Annotated in this window: 16 protein-coding genes and 1 pseudogene; 7 read left to right on the top strand and 10 right to left on the bottom strand. The window is 58.8% G+C overall.

Annotated features, from left to right (window positions below; genetic code table 11):
- Window positions 1–6: 6 nt before the first annotated feature.
- On the bottom strand, window positions 7–870 hold the full coding sequence (locus BXA01_RS15300) for a YicC/YloC family endoribonuclease (protein ID WP_076564546.1): 864 nt from the start codon (window positions 868–870) through the stop codon (window positions 7–9).
- A 268-nt stretch (window positions 871–1,138) separates the two neighbouring features.
- Between BXA01_RS15300 and rph the strand changes: the two genes are divergently transcribed.
- From rph to gltS, 3 genes are all read left to right on the top strand, one after another.
- Window positions 1,139–1,861 carry a ribonuclease PH gene (rph, locus tag BXA01_RS15295; protein ID WP_024014799.1) on the top strand — a complete coding sequence of 241 codons (723 nt, stop codon included), beginning with the start codon at window positions 1,139–1,141 and terminating at the stop codon, window positions 1,859–1,861.
- Window positions 1,862–1,885: 24 nt separating this feature from the next.
- Window positions 1,886–2,254, top strand: a complete 369-nt coding sequence (locus BXA01_RS15290; protein ID WP_016772541.1) for a DUF4870 domain-containing protein — start codon at window positions 1,886–1,888, stop codon at window positions 2,252–2,254.
- Window positions 2,255–2,624: 370 nt separating this feature from the next.
- A complete protein-coding gene (gene gltS / locus BXA01_RS15285; RefSeq protein ID WP_076564545.1) occupies window positions 2,625–3,833 on the top strand; it encodes a sodium/glutamate symporter in 1,209 nt (402 codons plus the stop codon).
- 65 nt (window positions 3,834–3,898) lie between these two features.
- Here the strand turns inward: gltS and BXA01_RS15280 are convergent, their stop codons facing one another.
- A complete protein-coding gene (locus BXA01_RS15280; RefSeq protein WP_016772543.1) occupies window positions 3,899–4,678 on the bottom strand; it encodes an exodeoxyribonuclease III in 780 nt (259 codons plus the stop codon).
- Between the two features lie 82 nt (window positions 4,679–4,760).
- On the opposite strand from BXA01_RS15280, the gene pyrE reads away from it, so the two are divergent.
- Window positions 4,761–5,405 (top strand): orotate phosphoribosyltransferase, encoded by a 645-nt coding sequence (pyrE, locus tag BXA01_RS15275; RefSeq protein WP_076564544.1) that lies wholly within the window; start codon window positions 4,761–4,763, stop codon window positions 5,403–5,405.
- Between the two features lie 136 nt (window positions 5,406–5,541).
- Here pyrE and BXA01_RS15270 read toward each other — a convergent pair whose 3' ends face one another.
- The 6 genes and pseudogenes from BXA01_RS15270 to coaBC all read right to left on the bottom strand — a co-directional run bounded on the left by BXA01_RS15270 (window position 5,542) and on the right by coaBC (window position 11,144).
- Window positions 5,542–5,925, bottom strand: coding sequence for a hypothetical protein (locus BXA01_RS15270; protein WP_076564543.1), 384 nt, complete (start codon window positions 5,923–5,925; stop codon window positions 5,542–5,544).
- A complete protein-coding gene (locus BXA01_RS15265) occupies window positions 5,912–6,484 on the bottom strand; it encodes a hypothetical protein (RefSeq protein WP_076564542.1) in 573 nt (190 codons plus the stop codon). Before BXA01_RS15265 ends, BXA01_RS15270 begins: the two co-directional genes overlap by 14 nt.
- A gap of 424 nt (window positions 6,485–6,908) precedes the next feature.
- Window positions 6,909–7,814, bottom strand: coding sequence for an acetylglutamate kinase (gene argB, locus BXA01_RS15255; protein WP_016772548.1), 906 nt, complete (start codon window positions 7,812–7,814; stop codon window positions 6,909–6,911).
- Between the two features lie 17 nt (window positions 7,815–7,831).
- Window positions 7,832–9,235 (bottom strand): annotated as a pseudogene (locus BXA01_RS15250) (phosphomannomutase/phosphoglucomutase); the annotation flags it as partial.
- A 239-nt stretch (window positions 9,236–9,474) separates the two neighbouring features.
- Window positions 9,475–9,930, bottom strand: a complete 456-nt coding sequence (gene dut, locus BXA01_RS15245; protein WP_041476635.1) for a dUTP diphosphatase — start codon at window positions 9,928–9,930, stop codon at window positions 9,475–9,477.
- 5 nt (window positions 9,931–9,935) lie between these two features.
- Entirely contained in the window at window positions 9,936–11,144 is a 1,209-nt protein-coding gene (gene coaBC / locus BXA01_RS15240) for a bifunctional phosphopantothenoylcysteine decarboxylase/phosphopantothenate--cysteine ligase CoaBC (protein WP_016772551.1), read from the bottom strand.
- 133 nt (window positions 11,145–11,277) lie between these two features.
- Here coaBC and radC point away from each other — a divergent pair, with 133 nt between their 5' ends.
- Complete coding sequence (gene radC, locus BXA01_RS15235; RefSeq protein WP_016772552.1) at window positions 11,278–11,952, top strand: RadC family protein; 675 nt, start codon at window positions 11,278–11,280, stop codon at window positions 11,950–11,952.
- A 147-nt stretch (window positions 11,953–12,099) separates the two neighbouring features.
- On the opposite strand, the gene BXA01_RS15230 is transcribed toward radC, so the two are convergent.
- Window positions 12,100–13,686: an ABC transporter substrate-binding protein gene (locus BXA01_RS15230; RefSeq protein WP_076564541.1), complete on the bottom strand. Its 1,587-nt coding sequence runs from the start codon at window positions 13,684–13,686 to the stop codon at window positions 12,100–12,102.
- A gap of 446 nt (window positions 13,687–14,132) precedes the next feature.
- Here BXA01_RS15230 and rpmB point away from each other — a divergent pair, with 446 nt between their 5' ends.
- Together rpmB and rpmG are read left to right on the top strand one after the other, a co-directional pair.
- Window positions 14,133–14,366 carry a 50S ribosomal protein L28 gene (rpmB, locus tag BXA01_RS15225; RefSeq protein WP_007920377.1) on the top strand — a complete coding sequence of 78 codons (234 nt, stop codon included), beginning with the start codon at window positions 14,133–14,135 and terminating at the stop codon, window positions 14,364–14,366.
- 11 nt (window positions 14,367–14,377) lie between these two features.
- Entirely contained in the window at window positions 14,378–14,533 is a 156-nt protein-coding gene (gene rpmG, locus BXA01_RS15220; protein ID WP_016772554.1) for a 50S ribosomal protein L33, read from the top strand.
- Window positions 14,534–14,738: 205 nt separating this feature from the next.
- Here the strand turns inward: rpmG and BXA01_RS15215 are convergent, their stop codons facing one another.
- Window positions 14,739–15,101, bottom strand: coding sequence for a cupin domain-containing protein (locus tag BXA01_RS15215; RefSeq protein ID WP_016772555.1), 363 nt, complete (start codon window positions 15,099–15,101; stop codon window positions 14,739–14,741).
- Between the last annotated feature and the right edge of the window lie 61 nt (window positions 15,102–15,162).

Genomic DNA, 15,162 nt, shown 5'->3' with positions numbered 1-15,162 from the left:
GTAGCCTTACTCAATATTCTGCACTTGTTCGCGCATCTGCTCGATCAACACCTTGAGGTTGACGGCGGCCTGGGTGCTGCGCGGGTCGAAGGCTTTGGAGCCCAGTGTGTTGGCTTCGCGGTTGAGCTCCTGCATCAGGAAGTCCAAACGCCGCCCGGCGGCACCACCGGACTTGAGCACCCGGCGAACTTCGATGATGTGAGTGCTCAGGCGATCCAGTTCTTCGGCCACGTCGCTTTTTTGCGCGAGGATGACCATTTCCTGTTCCAGGCGCTGCGGGTCGAGCTCGGCCTTCATGTCGGCAAAGCGGTCGAGAACCTTCTGGCGCTGGGTGGCGAGCATCTGCGGCACCAGTTCACGCAGGGTCACCACGTCTTCTTCGATGGACGTCAGGCGGTCATTGATCAAGCGAGCCAGCTCCGCGCCTTCGCGCTCGCGGCCAGCCTTCAGATCCTTCAAACCCTGATTGAACAGCGCCAGCGCTTCGGCGTTCAGCGCTTGCGGGTCGGTCGCATCGGCCACCAGCACGCCGGGCCAGGCCAGCACTTCCAGCGGATTCAGCGCGGCGGGATTCTTGATCAGCCCGGCAACGGTTTCCGCAGCGGCAACCAGTTGCGCGGCGCGCTCGCGGTCCACTTGCAGCGGTTTGCCGGTGCTTTCTTCGGTGAAGCGCAGCGTGCATTCCAGTTTGCCCCGCGACAGGCCCTGACGCAGCGCTTCACGCACGGCGCCTTCGAGGTCGCGAAACGATTCGGGCAAGCGCAGGTGCGGTTCCAGATAGCGGCTGTTGACCGAGCGCAGTTCCCAGCTCAGGGTGCCCTGAGCGCCGGCTTTCTCGACGCGGGCGAAGGCGGTCATGCTGTGCACCATGGCGGTGACCTCGCAATGCAGATCGGCGCGAAACGCTGTTTCGCAGGCGCGATTTCAATGAATTTAAGCCGACTGGCAGCAAAGGCGCAGGATTGTAGCGCAGTGCGGCGAATGCGCCCAAACACACGGTGTGACAAAGCGCTGCAGCCCGTCGGTTATGCGCGCTTGAGTGGCTTCGGTCGTCGGCCGGCGGTTTTAACCAGTGCCCACTCGCGGTGCAGCGCTCTATAATGCTCGGCAGTTTTCCGTCCTCAGTACAGGTATCCCTATGAAACGTCCAAGTGGTCGCGCTGCCGATCAGCTCCGCTCGATCCGCATCACCCGCAACTACACCAAACACGCCGAGGGATCCGTACTGGTCGAATTCGGTGATACCAAAGTCATCTGCACCGTCAGCGTCGAAAATGGCGTGCCGCGTTTCCTCAAAGGTCAGGGCCAGGGCTGGTTGACTGCCGAGTACGGCATGCTGCCGCGCGCGACCGGCGAGCGTAACCAGCGTGAGGCCAGCCGTGGCAAGCAGGGCGGTCGTACTCTCGAAATCCAGCGTCTGATCGGCCGTTCCCTGCGCGCAGCGCTGGACATGTCCAAGCTTGGCGATGTGACCCTGTATGTCGATTGCGACGTGATCCAGGCCGATGGCGGTACTCGCACCGCCTCCATCACCGGCGCCATGGTTGCGCTGGTCGATGCCCTGAAAGTGATCAAGAAACGCGGCGGCCTGAAAGGCGGTGACCCGCTCAAGCAGATGATCGGTGCGGTCTCGGTCGGCATGTACCAGGGCGAGCCGGTGCTGGATCTGGACTATCTTGAAGATTCCGCTGCTGAAACCGACCTGAACGTAGTGATGACCAGCACCGGCGGTTTCATCGAAGTGCAGGGCACCGCAGAAGGCGCGCCGTTCCAGCCTGACGAGCTCAATGCCATGCTGGAACTGGCCAAGCAGGGCATGAACGAAATCTTCGAATTGCAGAAGGCTGCGCTGGCCGACTGAGGTTTTGACCACAAGGAGGACGTGATGAGTGACGAGCAAGAGTTGCTGCCCAAACCGAGCCAGGAGGTTCGCCAATGGGCGATGTTCTGTCACTTGTCCGCCTTGCTGGGGATCTGGATTCCCTTCGGCAATCTGATCGGGCCGCTGATCCTTTGGCAGATGAAGCGCGAGAAAGACCCGTTCATCGATGCGCAGGGCAAAGAGGCGCTGAATTTTCAGATCACGGTGGCGATAGCCTCAATGATCTGCTTCTTGCTCATGCTGCTGATCATTGGTTTCTTCCTCTTTGGTTTGCTGGCAATCGCGGCATTGGTCCTGACGATCATTGCAGGGGTCAAAGCCAACGAAGGTTTCCCGTACAGATATCCGTTCACTTGGCGACTCATCAAGTAACAGTCTGTTGTATCGCAATATGGAAATGCCCCGGCTTATCGGGGCATTTTTATTTGTGCAACTCAATAATTGGTTTTTGTTGTAGGACTAGTCTGTTGTCGATGTGCGGTTTGGCATTTATTTATTGATATTTCTCCATTACATCTTTGGTCACAACTGATCGAGCAAGTGCTTATTCCCGTTCTTGTTATTGACGCGAGCGGGTTGTTAAAGTTGCCCGATGCAATGTTTCGATTGAAACATTTCGATATGTTCAAGCCATCGATGGCACTTGAATTCCCCAGTAATCAGTGTTGATAAAATCAGCCGGTTCACCCGTCGAGCCAAGGTAAACGCTCGCCTCGTGAATACTTAGCCAAGAATAATCCACATGATTGAGCTCGATTTCTACGGCACGCTCGTGGCCGCTTCTTTAGTACTACTGCTCGGGCGCGGGCTTGTTACGCGTGTCAGCTTTCTGCGAAGTTACAATATTCCTGAACCGGTAGCGGGTGGCCTTGTGGTTGCCGTGCTCCTGTTGATATTGCGCACGTTCGATATTGAAGTCCGCTTCGATACATCATTGCAAACACCGTTGATGTTGGCTTTCTTTGCCACCATTGGCTTGAGTGCCGACCTTGCCAGTCTGAAAAAGGGCGGGCGCATTGTCGGCATCTTCCTGCTGGCGGTTATTGGCTTGCTGGTGGTGCAGAACGCCATGGGCATCGGATTGGCAACCCTGCTCGGGCTCGACCCTTTGATGGGCTTGCTGACAGGCTCGATCACGCTCGCTGGCGGCCACGGCACTGGCGCTGCATGGGGCGCGGTGTTCAGCGAGAAATATGGCCTGGCTTCGGCTTCGGAGCTGGCGCTGGCCTCAGCGACGTTCGGTCTGGTGCTCGGTGGGCTGATCGGTGGGCCCGTCGCCCGGTTGCTGATCAAGCGCGTGCAAGTGCCGGGCTGCAGTCCCCAGCAAGCGCCGCGACTGCCAAGAGGTTTTGAACAGCCGAACAAGGAACGCTCAATCACGCCGTTTTCGTTCGTCGAAACGCTGGCGCTGATTGCCGTCAGCCTGCTCGTTGGCAATCTTTTGAATGGTTTGCTGCACGGCACTGCATTCGAACTGCCGACGTTTGTTTGCGTGCTGTTTGTGGGTGTGGTGTTGCGCAACAGTCTGTCAGCGCTTGGCTTGTATCAGGTATTCGAGCGTGAAGTTTCCGTGCTCGGCAATGTCAGCCTCTCGTTGTTTCTGGCGATCGCGCTGATGTCGCTGAAATTATGGGATCTGGCGGCGTTGGCATTGCCGATCTTCATCATTCTGGCCGTGCAGGCGCTGGTCATGGCGCTGTTCGCGATTTTCGTAACGTTCCGGGTGATGGGCAGCAACTATGATGCCGCCGTGCTCGCTGCGGGGCATTGCGGCTTCGGTCTGGGCGCCACGCCGACGGCGATTGCCAACATGCAAGCGGTGACGCAGCGCTATGGGCCATCGCAAATCGCGTTTCTGGTGGTGCCGATGGTAGGAGCGTTCTTCATCGATATCGTCAACGTCATTGTGATCAAGCTGTACCTGACCTTGCCATTCTTCGCTGCCGTCTAGAGAGCACGGCGCATAAAAAATGCCCGCATCTCACGATGCGGGCATTTTTTTGGCTGCGAGGACGCTTAGATGGTCAGCGTCCAGTCGTAGTCGACGATCAACGGCGCGTGCTGCGAAAACCGTGGCTGACGCGGCAGGCGTGCACTGCGCACCGAGCGACGCAGGCCCGGGGTCAGGATCTGATAATCGAAACGCCAGCCCAGATTGAGCATCTCGGCCTGTTCGTTATCCGGCCACCAGCTGTACTGATCGCCTTCGCGGCTGACTTCGCGCAGCGCATCGACATAGCCCATGTTGCCGACAATCTCGTCCATCCAGGCGCGTTCCGGCGCCAGGAAGCCGGGAGATTGCTGGCTGTCGCGCCAGTTCTTGATGTCGAGTTTCTGCTGCGCAACGTACAGCGAGCCACAATAAATGTACTCGCGACGTTTGCGTCGCTGTTTGTCCAGGTACTTGCCGAAATCGTCCATGAGCTTGAACTTCTGGTTCAAGTCCTCATCGCCGTTCATCCCCGAAGGAAACAGCAAGGTGGCAATACTGACTTTGTCGAAATCTGCTTGCAGGTAGCGCCCGTAGCGGTCGGCCGTCTCGAAACCGAGACCGCTGATGACAGCCTTCGGTTGCAACCGCGAATACAAAGCCACGCCGCCTTGGGCAGGGACTTCAGCATCGCAGGCATAAAGGAAGTAGCCATCCAGTTGGAAGGCTGGGTCATCCAGTTCAAAGGCGGAGGCACGGGTGTCCTGCAGGCAGATGACGTCGGCATTCTGGGCTTGCAGCCAACTGAGCAAACCGCGCTCGACTGCCGCCTGAATACCATTGACGTTCACACTGATGATCCGCATAAATGGCCCCAAAAATCGCGTGCGTGTATGATACACGGCGTCAAGCTAATTAGCTAAATCCGTGGTATTTGGGGTTTTTTTCATGCAAGCGTATCAGCGCGATTTCATTCGTTTTGCCATCGATCGCGGCGTTTTGCGCTTCGGTGAGTTCACCCTGAAGTCCGGGCGCACCAGTCCCTACTTCTTCAATGCCGGCCTGTTTAACTCCGGTTCGGCCCTGGCGCAGCTGGGGCGTTTTTACGCCGCAGCCATCGCCGAAAGCGGCATCTCCTTCGACGTCCTGTTTGGCCCGGCCTACAAAGGCATCCCGCTGGCAGCAACCACTGCCGTTGCGCTGGCCGAGCATCACGACCGTGACCTGCCGTGGTGCTTCAACCGTAAGGAAGCCAAGGCCCACGGCGAAGGCGGCAGCCTGGTCGGCGCACCGCTGACTGGCGACGTGCTGATCATCGACGACGTGATCACCGCCGGCACCGCGATTCGTGAAGTGATGCAGATCATCGCTTCCCAAGACGGCGCCAAAGCCGCCGGTGTGCTGATCGCGCTGAACCGCCAGGAGCGTGGCAACGGCGAATTGTCGGCCATCCAGGAAGTCGAGCGTGACTTCGGCATTCCGGTGATCAGCATCGTCTCGCTGAATCAGGTGCTGGAGTTCCTCGCCGACGATCCGCAGCTCAAGCAACACCTCCCAGCCGTAGAAGCGTACCGCGCGCAATTTGGCGTGTGACCAATGTGGGAGCGAGCCTGCTCGCGAATGGCCGCCACACTGAACGATGTGAGGCGAATACCGCTTCGCGAGCAGGCTCGCTCCCACAAAAAGAAGACCCAGTTCAGGCTGCTGAATTGGGTCATTTTGTTAGCGATTAACGCAGATTTCGCCATTTGAGGAGCAGCCTCAGCGCCAGTCCGACATTGACCAGCGCAAACACCAGCAGCGCAACAACCACCATCACGTACAACGTGCGATCCACATCGAAATCCCACAAATCCAGCGTGCTGCTATCGATGATGCCAACCGCCGCCGGCAAGTTAACGTAAAACAGCGCCACAAAAGCACACGTCAGTGGCAGTGCTCGCCAGTAGAAAGCAGCCATCACCTTGTCTCGACTGCGCTTGCGGGCCTGCGAGCCTTTTTGAAATTCATCCTCAGCCAGCGCTTCATTGAGCGCCGGCCACGCCAGATTGAACATGAACGTGGTCAGGGTCAGCAGCAAGCCACTGACCGCGACGATGTCACTGAACGGCATTCAGACCCAGCTTCGCGCAGAGCAATGCGTGGGAATCTTCGCTGATCTCGAATTGCCCGGCGCTGCCCTTGCGTTTGGTGATGGGTTTGAAGGTCGGCTCGTTTTGGGTGATGAGCATGTTCAATTCATCGCGAATCACGTCCGAGCTGATCACCACCAGAAACACGTTCTGCGCATGTTCGGCGGAAACGATGACGGCGCGCATGCTGTGCTGCAGGATATCGTCGAGCTGATTGCGAAAACGCGAAACGGTGTTCTTCAGCAGGGTTTTGCTTTGGCTCTGGGTCAGTTGAAAGATCGTCGAGATCTGCGATTCGGTCGGCAGGGTCTGCCCGAAGTAACTCTGAATCAGATACAGCAGGCGATCCTGCTTGGCTTCGTCGGCCCGGCTGGGCATGCCGCCCTCGACCAGCATTTTCAGGTATTCGGTCAGGCTGGCTTTGGCGATGCGCTCCAGCGCATGGGCGATTTCGGCGTCGCCGATGCGCAAGGTCTTTTTCACCGGTTCCTTCTGTTCCTGCTCGAAAGCGTCGGCGTCGATCGTGAACGAGATCTGCATGAGTCGCCGCTCCGGTTATTTGTCGCTGGCGGCTGGGTAGGGATCCTGGGGTGCATCTCCTTGGCCGGTGAGCACTTTCCAGCCCTTGAGTGGGTGAGAGGCTTCGGTGAAGTCAGGGCAGGGCGGCATCGAAGTCTGCGAAGGGGCTGAATACTCTCGGCCGCAGTCCACGCAGGCGTAAGTGCCAGCCGAAATGTCACTGCCGTAAGGAACGCTGTTTTTTTGCATGGGAAGATCTCCGTTGGATGAGAGGAAGATCCTATGGAGATTTGTTCTGAAGGGATGTCGGACGTTTCGCTGTGTCGAGTCAGGCGTTTCCTGCGCGCACAAAAAAGATCGCAGCCTTCGTCAGCTCCTACAGAAATTTCGCATTAACGAAATTTGCAGGCGCTGCCGCAGACTGCGATCTCCGGTGTATCAGCGATCAGGGACGCTTGCGATTACTGATCAGCGTACCCACGCCAGTATCGGTGAAAATTTCCAGCAGGATCGCGTTCGGCACGCGACCGTCGATGATCAACGAACTGCCAACCCCACCCTGAACCGCTTCCAGTGCGCAGCGGATCTTCGGCAGCATTCCGCCGTAGATCGTGCCGTCGGCAATCAGATCGTCGACCTGCTGCGTGCTCAGGCCGGTCAGCACAGTGCCCGACTTGTCCATCAGGCCGGCAATGTTGGTCAGCAGCATCAGCTTTTCGGCTTTCAGCGCTTCGGCAACCTTGCCCGCCACCAGGTCGGCGTTGATGTTGTACGACTCGCCGTTCTCACCGACGCCAATCGGCGCGATGACCGGGATGAAGTTGCCTTTGACCAGCAGATTCAACAGCTCGGTATTGATGCCGACGACTTCGCCGACATGGCCGATGTCGATGATTTCCGGTTGGGTCATCTCCGGGGTCTGACGGGAGACGGTGAGCTTCTTCGCCCGGATCAGCCCGGCATCCTTACCGGTCAGGCCGATGGCGCTGCCGCCATGGCGGTTGATCAGGTTGACGATGCTCTTGTTGACCTGACCGCCAAGGACCATTTCCACCACGTCCATGGTCGCCGCGTCGGTAACGCGCATGCCGTCGACGAAGTGGCTTTCGATCGACAGACGCTTGAGCAGATCACCGATCTGCGGGCCGCCACCGTGCACGACCACCGGGTTGATGCCCACGGCTTTCATCAGCACGATGTCGCGGGCGAAGCCGGTCTTCAGCTCCTCGCTTTCCATCGCGTTGCCGCCGTATTTGATCACCAGGGTCTTGCCGACATAGCGTCGGATGTAAGGCAGCGCTTCGGACAGGACCTTGGCAGTGTTGGCGGCGGCTTCGCGTTCGAGGGTCATTCAGGGCTCCGGGTGGATCAGAACGGTAGTTGGAGATCAGGTGCAACGCGTTTCAGTTGGGCGTGGAACACATCCTTGATGCGCTGCAATTCAGCCTCGTCATCGGCCTCGAAGCGCAGCACCAGCACCGGTGTGGTGTTGGATGCGCGCACCAGGCCCCAGCCTTTGGCGTAATCGACACGCACGCCGTCGATGGTGGTCAGGTCGGCGCCTTCGCCCCACTGAGCATCGTGCAGTGCATCAATGATGCTGAATTTGCTCTCTTCGGTCACATGGATATTGATTTCCGGCGTGGAAATATCGTTCGGGAAGGTCGCAAACAGCTCTTCCGCGGTGGATTTTTCCTTGCTGAGGATCTCCAGCAGACGTGCGGCGCTGTAGATGCCGTCGTCGAAACCGAACCAGCGTTCCTTGAAGAAGATGTGCCCGCTCATTTCGCCGGCCAACAGTGCGCCGGATTGTTTCATTTTCTTTTTGATCAACGAGTGACCGGTCTTCCACATTAGCGGCCGACCACCGTATTCCTTGATCAGCGGCACCAAACGGCGAGTGCATTTAACGTCGAAGATGATTTCCGCGTCCGGGTTACGCGCCACTACGTCGCGAGCGAACAGCATCAGCAGACGATCCGGGTAGACGATACTGCCGGTGTTGGTCACCACGCCGACGCGGTCACCGTCGCCGTCGAAGGCCAGGCCGATATCGGCGTTGGTCTCTTTGACTTTGGCAATCAGGTCTACGAGGTTTTCCGGTTTGCCCGGGTCCGGGTGATGGTTCGGGAAGTTGCCGTCGACTTCGCAGAACAGCGGGATGACTTCGCAGTTCAGCGCTTCGATCAGTTGCGGGGCGATCACGCCGGCCGCGCCGTTGCCGCAGTCGACCACGACTTTCAGGCGGCGGGCCAGTTTGATGTCCTGGACGATTTCGGTGTTGTAGCGGTCGAGGATTTCGACCTGAGTGACGCTGCCCTGGCCGCTGCTCAGGTCATTGTTCTTGATGCGCTCGTGGAGCACCTGAATCTGCTCGTTGGCGAGGGTGTCGCCGGCGATGACGATTTTGAAACCGTTGTAGTTCGACGGATTGTGGCTACCGGTGAGCATCACCCCGGACTTGCCGGCCAGCACGTTGGCGGCGTAATACAGCGCTGGCGTTGGCACCAGGCCGACATCGCTGACGTGGCAACCGCTCTCGGCGATGCCACGAATAAGTTCCGCGACCAGCTCCGGGCCGGACAGGCGACCGTCGCGACCGACCGACACGTTCGGCTCGCCCTGGGCCAGGCTCTGCGAGCCGATGGCACGGCCGATCCAGTAAGCGGTTTCACCGTTGAGGTATTCCGGCACAGTGCCGCGAATGTCGTAGGCGCGGAAAATGCTGTCAGGCAGCTTCGGGGCGATCTTGGCGGGGGTGCTCATCTGTGGACATGCTCCATCTCGAAAAGGGCGGGACAGACCGGCGAAATGTTCGACGGCAGGCTCAAACTGAAGGGTATGACGGCGTTTTCCACAGAGAGTTCGTGCTATGAAAGGGCCATGACGCCCCGGCTGGCGTGGCTTTCGGCCGGCAAAACCTTGATTTACGGTGTTAAAACCTGCTGCCGATGTAGCGCATTTTTTGTGGCGAGGGGATAAACCCCCTCACCACAATAATTTCTATCCGGTTATTTGGTGCCGGTATGGCCAAAACCACCGGTACCGCGCTCGGTCTCGACAAACTCTTCAACCATTTCGAAATGCGCCTGCACCACCGGTACCAGCACCAATTGCGCCAGACGTTCGCCGACGGTCATGGTGAAGTCGCTCTGGCCGCGGTTCCAGCAGGAGACCATCAGCGGGCCCTGGTAATCGGAGTCGATCAGGCCGACCAGATTGCCCAGAACGATGCCGTGTTTGTGGCCCATGCCCGAGCGCGGCAGGATCAGTGCGGCGAGATTCGGGTCGCCGATATAGACCGACAGGCCGGTGGGAATCAGCACGGTTTCACCCGGTTTGATCACGATGTCCTGTTCCAGCATGGCGCGCAGGTCGAGGCCGGCGGAGCCTGGCGTGGCGTATTGCGGCAGCGGGAATTCGCTACCGATGCGTGGATCGAGGATCTTGGCTTGCAAAGCGTGCATGTAAATTAAACCTGGTTCAGACGTTCGGCGATAAAAGTGACCAGTTGGCGAGCGATCTTGCTCTTGCTGGTCTGGGCGAAAACCGTGGCGTGCAGCTCACGGTCGATGACGCTGCAGGCGTTTTCTTCGCTGTTGAAACCGATGCTCGGGTTGGCGACGTCGTTGGCGACGATCAGATCGAGATTCTTGTCCTTCAGCTTGCGTGCAGCGTAGTCGAGCAGGTGTTCGGTTTCGGCAGCGAAGCCGACACTGAACGGACGGTCGGGACGGGTCGCGATGGTGGCAAGGATGTCCGGGTTGCGCACCATTTGCAGGACGAAGCCGTCTCCGCTCGTAGGATCTTTCTTGAGTTTGTGCGGGGCGACGACTTCAGGGCGGTAGTCCGCCACCGCTGCCGACGAGATGAACACGTCGCAAGGCATGGCTGATTCGCAGGCGGCGAGCATATCGCGGGCGCTGACCACATCGATCCGCGTCACGCGATCAGGCGTCGGCAGGTGCACCGGGCCGCTGATCAAAGTGACACGGGCGCCGGCTTCCACGGCTGCTTCGGCGAGGGCAAAGCCCATTTTTCCCGAGCTGTGGTTGGTGATGTAGCGCACCGGGTCGATGTTTTCCTGGGTCGGGCCGGCGGTGATCACCACATGCTTGCCGGTCAATGCCTGGCGCTGGAAGCAATCGGCGGCGAGCAGTGCCAGATCGGTGGCTTCCATCATGCGGCCCATGCCGACGTCGCCGCAGGCCTGGCTGCCCGAGGCCGGGCCGAAAGTCTTCAGGCCACGGCTCTCCAACAGTTGCAGGTTGGCCTGGGTCGCCGGGTCGCGCCACATCGCCTGATTCATTGCTGGTGCGACGGCAACCACGGCATCGGTGGCCAGCACCAGCGTGGTCAGCAGATCGTTGGCAATGCCTTGGGCCAGACGGGCGATCAGGTCGGCGGTGGCCGGGGCGATCAGCACCAGATCGGCCCATTTCGCCAGCTCGATATGGCCCATGGCGGCTTCGGCGGCAGGGTCGAGCAAGTCGAGGTGAACCGGGTGGCCCGACAGGGCCTGCATGGTCAGCGGGGTAATGAATTCGGCGCCGCCATGGGTCATGACCACGCGCACTTCGGCACCCTGGTCGATCAGGCGGCGAACCAGATCGGCGCTCTTGTAGGCCGCAATGCCGCCGCCGACGCCCAGAACGATGCGTTTCCGATACAGCCGCTGCATAGGTCTGCCTTTCATTTCGTTGATGACGGCGGCGCGATACCCCTCCCCAGGGTTGAATCGACCGCCAAAAAGATGGGCTACGATATCACAGCGACCGCTACGGAACAGCGGCGCCCACAGACAAGGAGGTGCTATGAGTATTCGCGATTGGCCGGCGGCGGAACGGCCGCGGGAAAGGCTGTTGGAACACGGCGCAGGGAGTCTTTCGGACGCTGAGTTGTTGGCGATTTTTCTGCGCACCGGATTGCCCGGAAAAAGCGCTGTCGACCTTGCCAGACATCTGCTGACGCAATTCGGTGGCCTGCGTTTGCTGCTTGAGGCCGATCAGGACGCATTCAGCAAACAAATGGGCCTCGGCCCTGCCAAGTTCGCCCAGCTGCAAGCCGCGCAGGAAATGAGCAAGCGCCATCTGGCCGAGCGCTCACGACAGAAGCCGGCACTGGAGAACCCTCAGGTCGTCCGCGATTACCTCAAGGCGATGCTGCGGCATGAGCCGCACGAGGTGTTCGGCTGCCTGTTTCTCGATTCGAAACATCAGGTGCTGAATTTCGAGGCGCTGTTTCGCGGCTCGATCGACAACACCAGCGTGCATCCTCGGGAGGTGGTGAAGCGCGCGCTGGCCAATAACGCCGCAGCGGTGATCCTTTGTCACAACCACCCGTCCGGCAACACCGATCCGAGTCAGGCCGATCGGCTGCTGACCAAGCGCCTGCAGAAAGCGCTGGAGCTGATTGACGTGCGAGTGCTCGATCACTTCATCGTCGGAGACGGCGAGCCGCTGTCGATGGCGGAGTGTGGCTGGATGTAGTTCTTGGCGCCAATTCTGGACCCTGTGGGAGCGAGCCTGCTCGCGAAGGCGTTTTACCAGTCAGCATCATTGTTTGCTGACAGACCGCTTTCGCGAGCAGGCTCGCTCCCACAGATTGTTTCCATCCACCGGTTTGTGTCAGGCAGGTTATTTGAGGCTGATCTTGGAGTAATCCTGGCGGCCAAACGGGCTGACGGAATAACCCTGAACATCCTTGCGCGTCAAAGCGTAGGCCGTCGGGTGCGCCAGTGGCAGCCACAACGCCTGCTGCTGGATCTGCGCCTGTGCCTGTTCATACAGCTTGGTGCGCACGCCTTGCTCGCTAGTGGTCTTGCCGGCGCTGATCAGCTTGTCCAGATCGGCGTTGCAGTACCGGGCGAAGTTGGTCCCGGACTTCACTGCTGCGCAGGAAAACTGCGGAGTGAGGAAGTTGTCCGGGTCGCCGTTGTCGCCGGCCCAGCCCATGAACAGCAGATCATGTTCGCCGGCCTTGGCGCGACGAATCAGTTCGCCCCATTCGATCACGCGGATCTCCGCCTGGATGCCGATCTCGGCGAGATCCGATTGCAGCATCTGCGCGCCGAGGCTTGGGTTCGGGTTGAGCAGGCTGCCCGATGGCCGCGTCCAGATCGTGGTCTGGAAGCCGTCCTTCAAGCCGGCCTTGGCCAGCAAAGCCTTCGCCTTGGTCACGTCGTGCGGATAGCCCGGCAGGTTCTTCGCGTAGCTCCAGGTGTTCGGCGGGTATGGCCCATTGGCTGCCTCGGCGGTGTCTTCGAACACGGCTTTGATGTAGTTGGCCTTGTCGAAGGCGAGGTTGATCGCCTGGCGCACTTCCGGCTTGTCCAGCGGCGGATGCTGGCTGTTAATGCCCACGAAAGCGGTCATGAACGCGTCAGTCTTTTCGACTTTCAGCGTCGGTTCCTTCAGCGCGGCCTGTACATCCAATGGTTTTGGCGACAGGGCGATCTGACATTCATTGCGCCGCAGCTTTTGCAGACGCACGTTGGCGTCCGGCGTGATGGCGAAGATCAACGGGTCGACCGCAGGCTTGCCACGGAAATAGTCCGGATTGGCCTTGTAGCGAATCGCCGCGTCTTTCTGGAAGCGATTGAACACGAACGGGCCGGTGCCGATCGGCTGGCTGTTGAGTTTGTCGGTGGCGCCGGCCTTCATCAGTTTGTCGGCATATTCGGCGGAATAGATCGAGGCGAAACCCATGCTCAGGGTCGCGAGGAAGGTCGAATCCGGATGATCGAGAGTGAAACGCACGGTGAGCGGGTCGAGGGCGTCGATCTTCTTGATCAGGGTCGGCAGTTGCATCGACTGCGCATGGGGGAAGCCGCTCTGGGCGACTTTGTGCCACGGGTTGGCCGGGTCGAGCATGCGGTCGAAGCTGAATTTGACGTCTTCAGCACTCAGTTCGCGGCTCGGCTTGAAGTATTCGGTTGTATGAAATTTCACCTGCGGGTGTAGCTTGAATACATACGTCAGGCCATCAGTGCTGACTTCCCAGCTGTCGGCCAGGCTGGGGATGACTTTGCCGCTGGCGGTGTCGAAATCCACCAAGCGGTTCATCAGTACGTCAGCTGAAGCATTGGTGGTGGTCAGCGAGTTGTACTGCACCACGTCGAACCCTTCGGGGCTGGCCTCGGTGCACACGCTCAACGCGGCGGCCTGGGCAAGGGGGCTCAGCAGGAGCGGGGCGAGCAACAGGGGTAGGGCAGCGAGGCGCATGGTCGGTTTCCTTTACAGATCGAAGGCCCATCTGCAAGTGCAGTCTGGAAAAGTCCTACCCTAGAGCTCTGAATTGCAAATGACTATCCCCTTTTTGCATTTTCAGGCGCACTCTTGCGCGGTTTCGAGCGTGGGCAGGGGGATGAAAAGTCTGAATCGCCTGTAGGACGGGATTTCTGCGACGAGTGGTCAAAACTGGCCGCAGCCTTTGTCCAAGGCGTCTGCGGCGGAAAAAATCGCCCTTTTGCCGATTGATTGCACACCGATTGTTGTTGCACCCCGGTCTTTCTGGTATAAAGCAGCGCTCTTTTCTAGGGGCCCGGTTCCTTCACTGTAGGTGTAGCCGGTAAGACCTCTAAAGAAACGCGGCGCCTGGCGCCAAATGACTGAGAGATTAAGCGGCCAACCCATGCCGGGTTGGGCATGTGGTTTTAGAGGGCTGAGGCATGTCGAGAGTATGTCAAGTTACCGGTAAGGGTCCGGTGACTGGGAATAACATTTCCCACGCAAACAACAAAACCCGTCGTCGTTTCCTGCCGAACCTGCAGCATCACCGCTTCTGGGTTGAAGAAGAGAAACGTTTTGTGCGTCTGCGCGTATCTGCCAAAGGCATGCGTATCATCGACAAGCGTGGCATCACTGTCGTGCTCGCCGAACTTCGCCGCGATGGCAAGATTTAAGGGAGCTAATCATGCGTGAATTGATTCGTTTGATCTCGAGCGCCGGTACTGGTCACTTCTACACTACCGACAAGAACAAGCGTACTACCCCGGACAAAATCGAGATCAAGAAATATGATCCGGTTGTTCGCAAGCACGTGATGTACAAGGAAGGCAAAATCAAGTAATTGATTTTTCCTGACTGCGAAAAAGGCCCGTATCGTGAGATGCGGGCCTTTTTTGTTTGCCGTGGATTCTGCGGTGACCGGTTGGGCCTTATCGCTGGCAAGCCAGCTCCCACATTGATTGCCGGTCTTCACAGAACCTGTGTCATGCACAAAACCTGTGGGAGCTGGCTTGCCAGCGATGAGGGCCGATCAGCCAGCAAACATCTCAAGCCTTCTGTTCAAAGATCACATAAACCTTGCGGCAAGCCTCCAGCACTTCCCAGGTTCCGCGAAACCCCGCCGGGATCACGAAGCGATCGCCAACGCGCAAGGTCTTGGCATTGCCATCGCTGTCACGCAATACCGAAACCCCCTGCAGAATCTCGCAGTACTCATGCTCGGTGTAATTCACCGTCCACTGACCCACCGCGCCTTCCCACACGCCCACGCCCATTTGCCCACAAGGGCTGTCGTATTGATGAAACACCGCCTGCTCAGGATCGCCCTTGAGCACCTTCGCCGGGTCCGGGCGATAACGCTCGGCTTCGCTGCTGGCGAGGCTGATGTCGACGACGTTCTGGATGTTCATTGTTGTTTTCTCCGTTAATGACGGCGCATGGGCTGGAATGGGCCAAAGTCTATGTTTATTA

The sequence above is a fragment of the Pseudomonas sp. B10 genome (genome assembly GCF_900156235.1).
Classification (GTDB): domain Bacteria; phylum Pseudomonadota; class Gammaproteobacteria; order Pseudomonadales; family Pseudomonadaceae; genus Aquipseudomonas; species Aquipseudomonas siliginis.
Note: the sequence above shows the minus strand (reverse complement) of the source record. Positions and strands in the feature narration are given on the sequence as shown.

Bases quoted from the DNA above. Each gene is read 5' to 3' on its own strand.
- BXA01_RS15280 (WP_016772543.1), bottom strand. From the start codon at position 4,678: ATGCGGATCATCAGTGTGAACGTCAATGGTATTCAGGCGGCAGTCGAG.
- BXA01_RS15300 (WP_076564546.1), bottom strand. From the start codon at position 870: ATGGTGCACAGCATGACCGCCTTCGCCCGCGTCGAGAAAGCCGGCGCT.
- BXA01_RS15265 (WP_076564542.1), bottom strand. From the start codon at position 6,484: ATGCAGATCTCGTTCACGATCGACGCCGACGCTTTCGAGCAGGAACAG.
- radC (WP_016772552.1), top strand. From the start codon at position 11,278: ATGAGTATTCGCGATTGGCCGGCGGCGGAACGGCCGCGGGAAAGGCTG.
- BXA01_RS15290 (WP_016772541.1), top strand. From the start codon at position 1,886: ATGAGTGACGAGCAAGAGTTGCTGCCCAAACCGAGCCAGGAGGTTCGC.
- gltS (WP_076564545.1), top strand. From the start codon at position 2,625: ATGATTGAGCTCGATTTCTACGGCACGCTCGTGGCCGCTTCTTTAGTA.
- pyrE (WP_076564544.1), top strand. From the start codon at position 4,761: ATGCAAGCGTATCAGCGCGATTTCATTCGTTTTGCCATCGATCGCGGC.
- rpmB (WP_007920377.1), top strand. From the start codon at position 14,133: ATGTCGAGAGTATGTCAAGTTACCGGTAAGGGTCCGGTGACTGGGAAT.
- argB (WP_016772548.1), bottom strand. From the start codon at position 7,814: ATGACCCTCGAACGCGAAGCCGCCGCCAACACTGCCAAGGTCCTGTCC.
- rph (WP_024014799.1), top strand. From the start codon at position 1,139: ATGAAACGTCCAAGTGGTCGCGCTGCCGATCAGCTCCGCTCGATCCGC.
- BXA01_RS15270 (WP_076564543.1), bottom strand. From the start codon at position 5,925: ATGCCGTTCAGTGACATCGTCGCGGTCAGTGGCTTGCTGCTGACCCTG.
- coaBC (WP_016772551.1), bottom strand. From the start codon at position 11,144: ATGCAGCGGCTGTATCGGAAACGCATCGTTCTGGGCGTCGGCGGCGGC.
- BXA01_RS15230 (WP_076564541.1), bottom strand. From the start codon at position 13,686: ATGCGCCTCGCTGCCCTACCCCTGTTGCTCGCCCCGCTCCTGCTGAGC.
- dut (WP_041476635.1), bottom strand. From the start codon at position 9,930: ATGCACGCTTTGCAAGCCAAGATCCTCGATCCACGCATCGGTAGCGAA.
- BXA01_RS15215 (WP_016772555.1), bottom strand. From the start codon at position 15,101: ATGAACATCCAGAACGTCGTCGACATCAGCCTCGCCAGCAGCGAAGCC.
- rpmG (WP_016772554.1), top strand. From the start codon at position 14,378: ATGCGTGAATTGATTCGTTTGATCTCGAGCGCCGGTACTGGTCACTTC.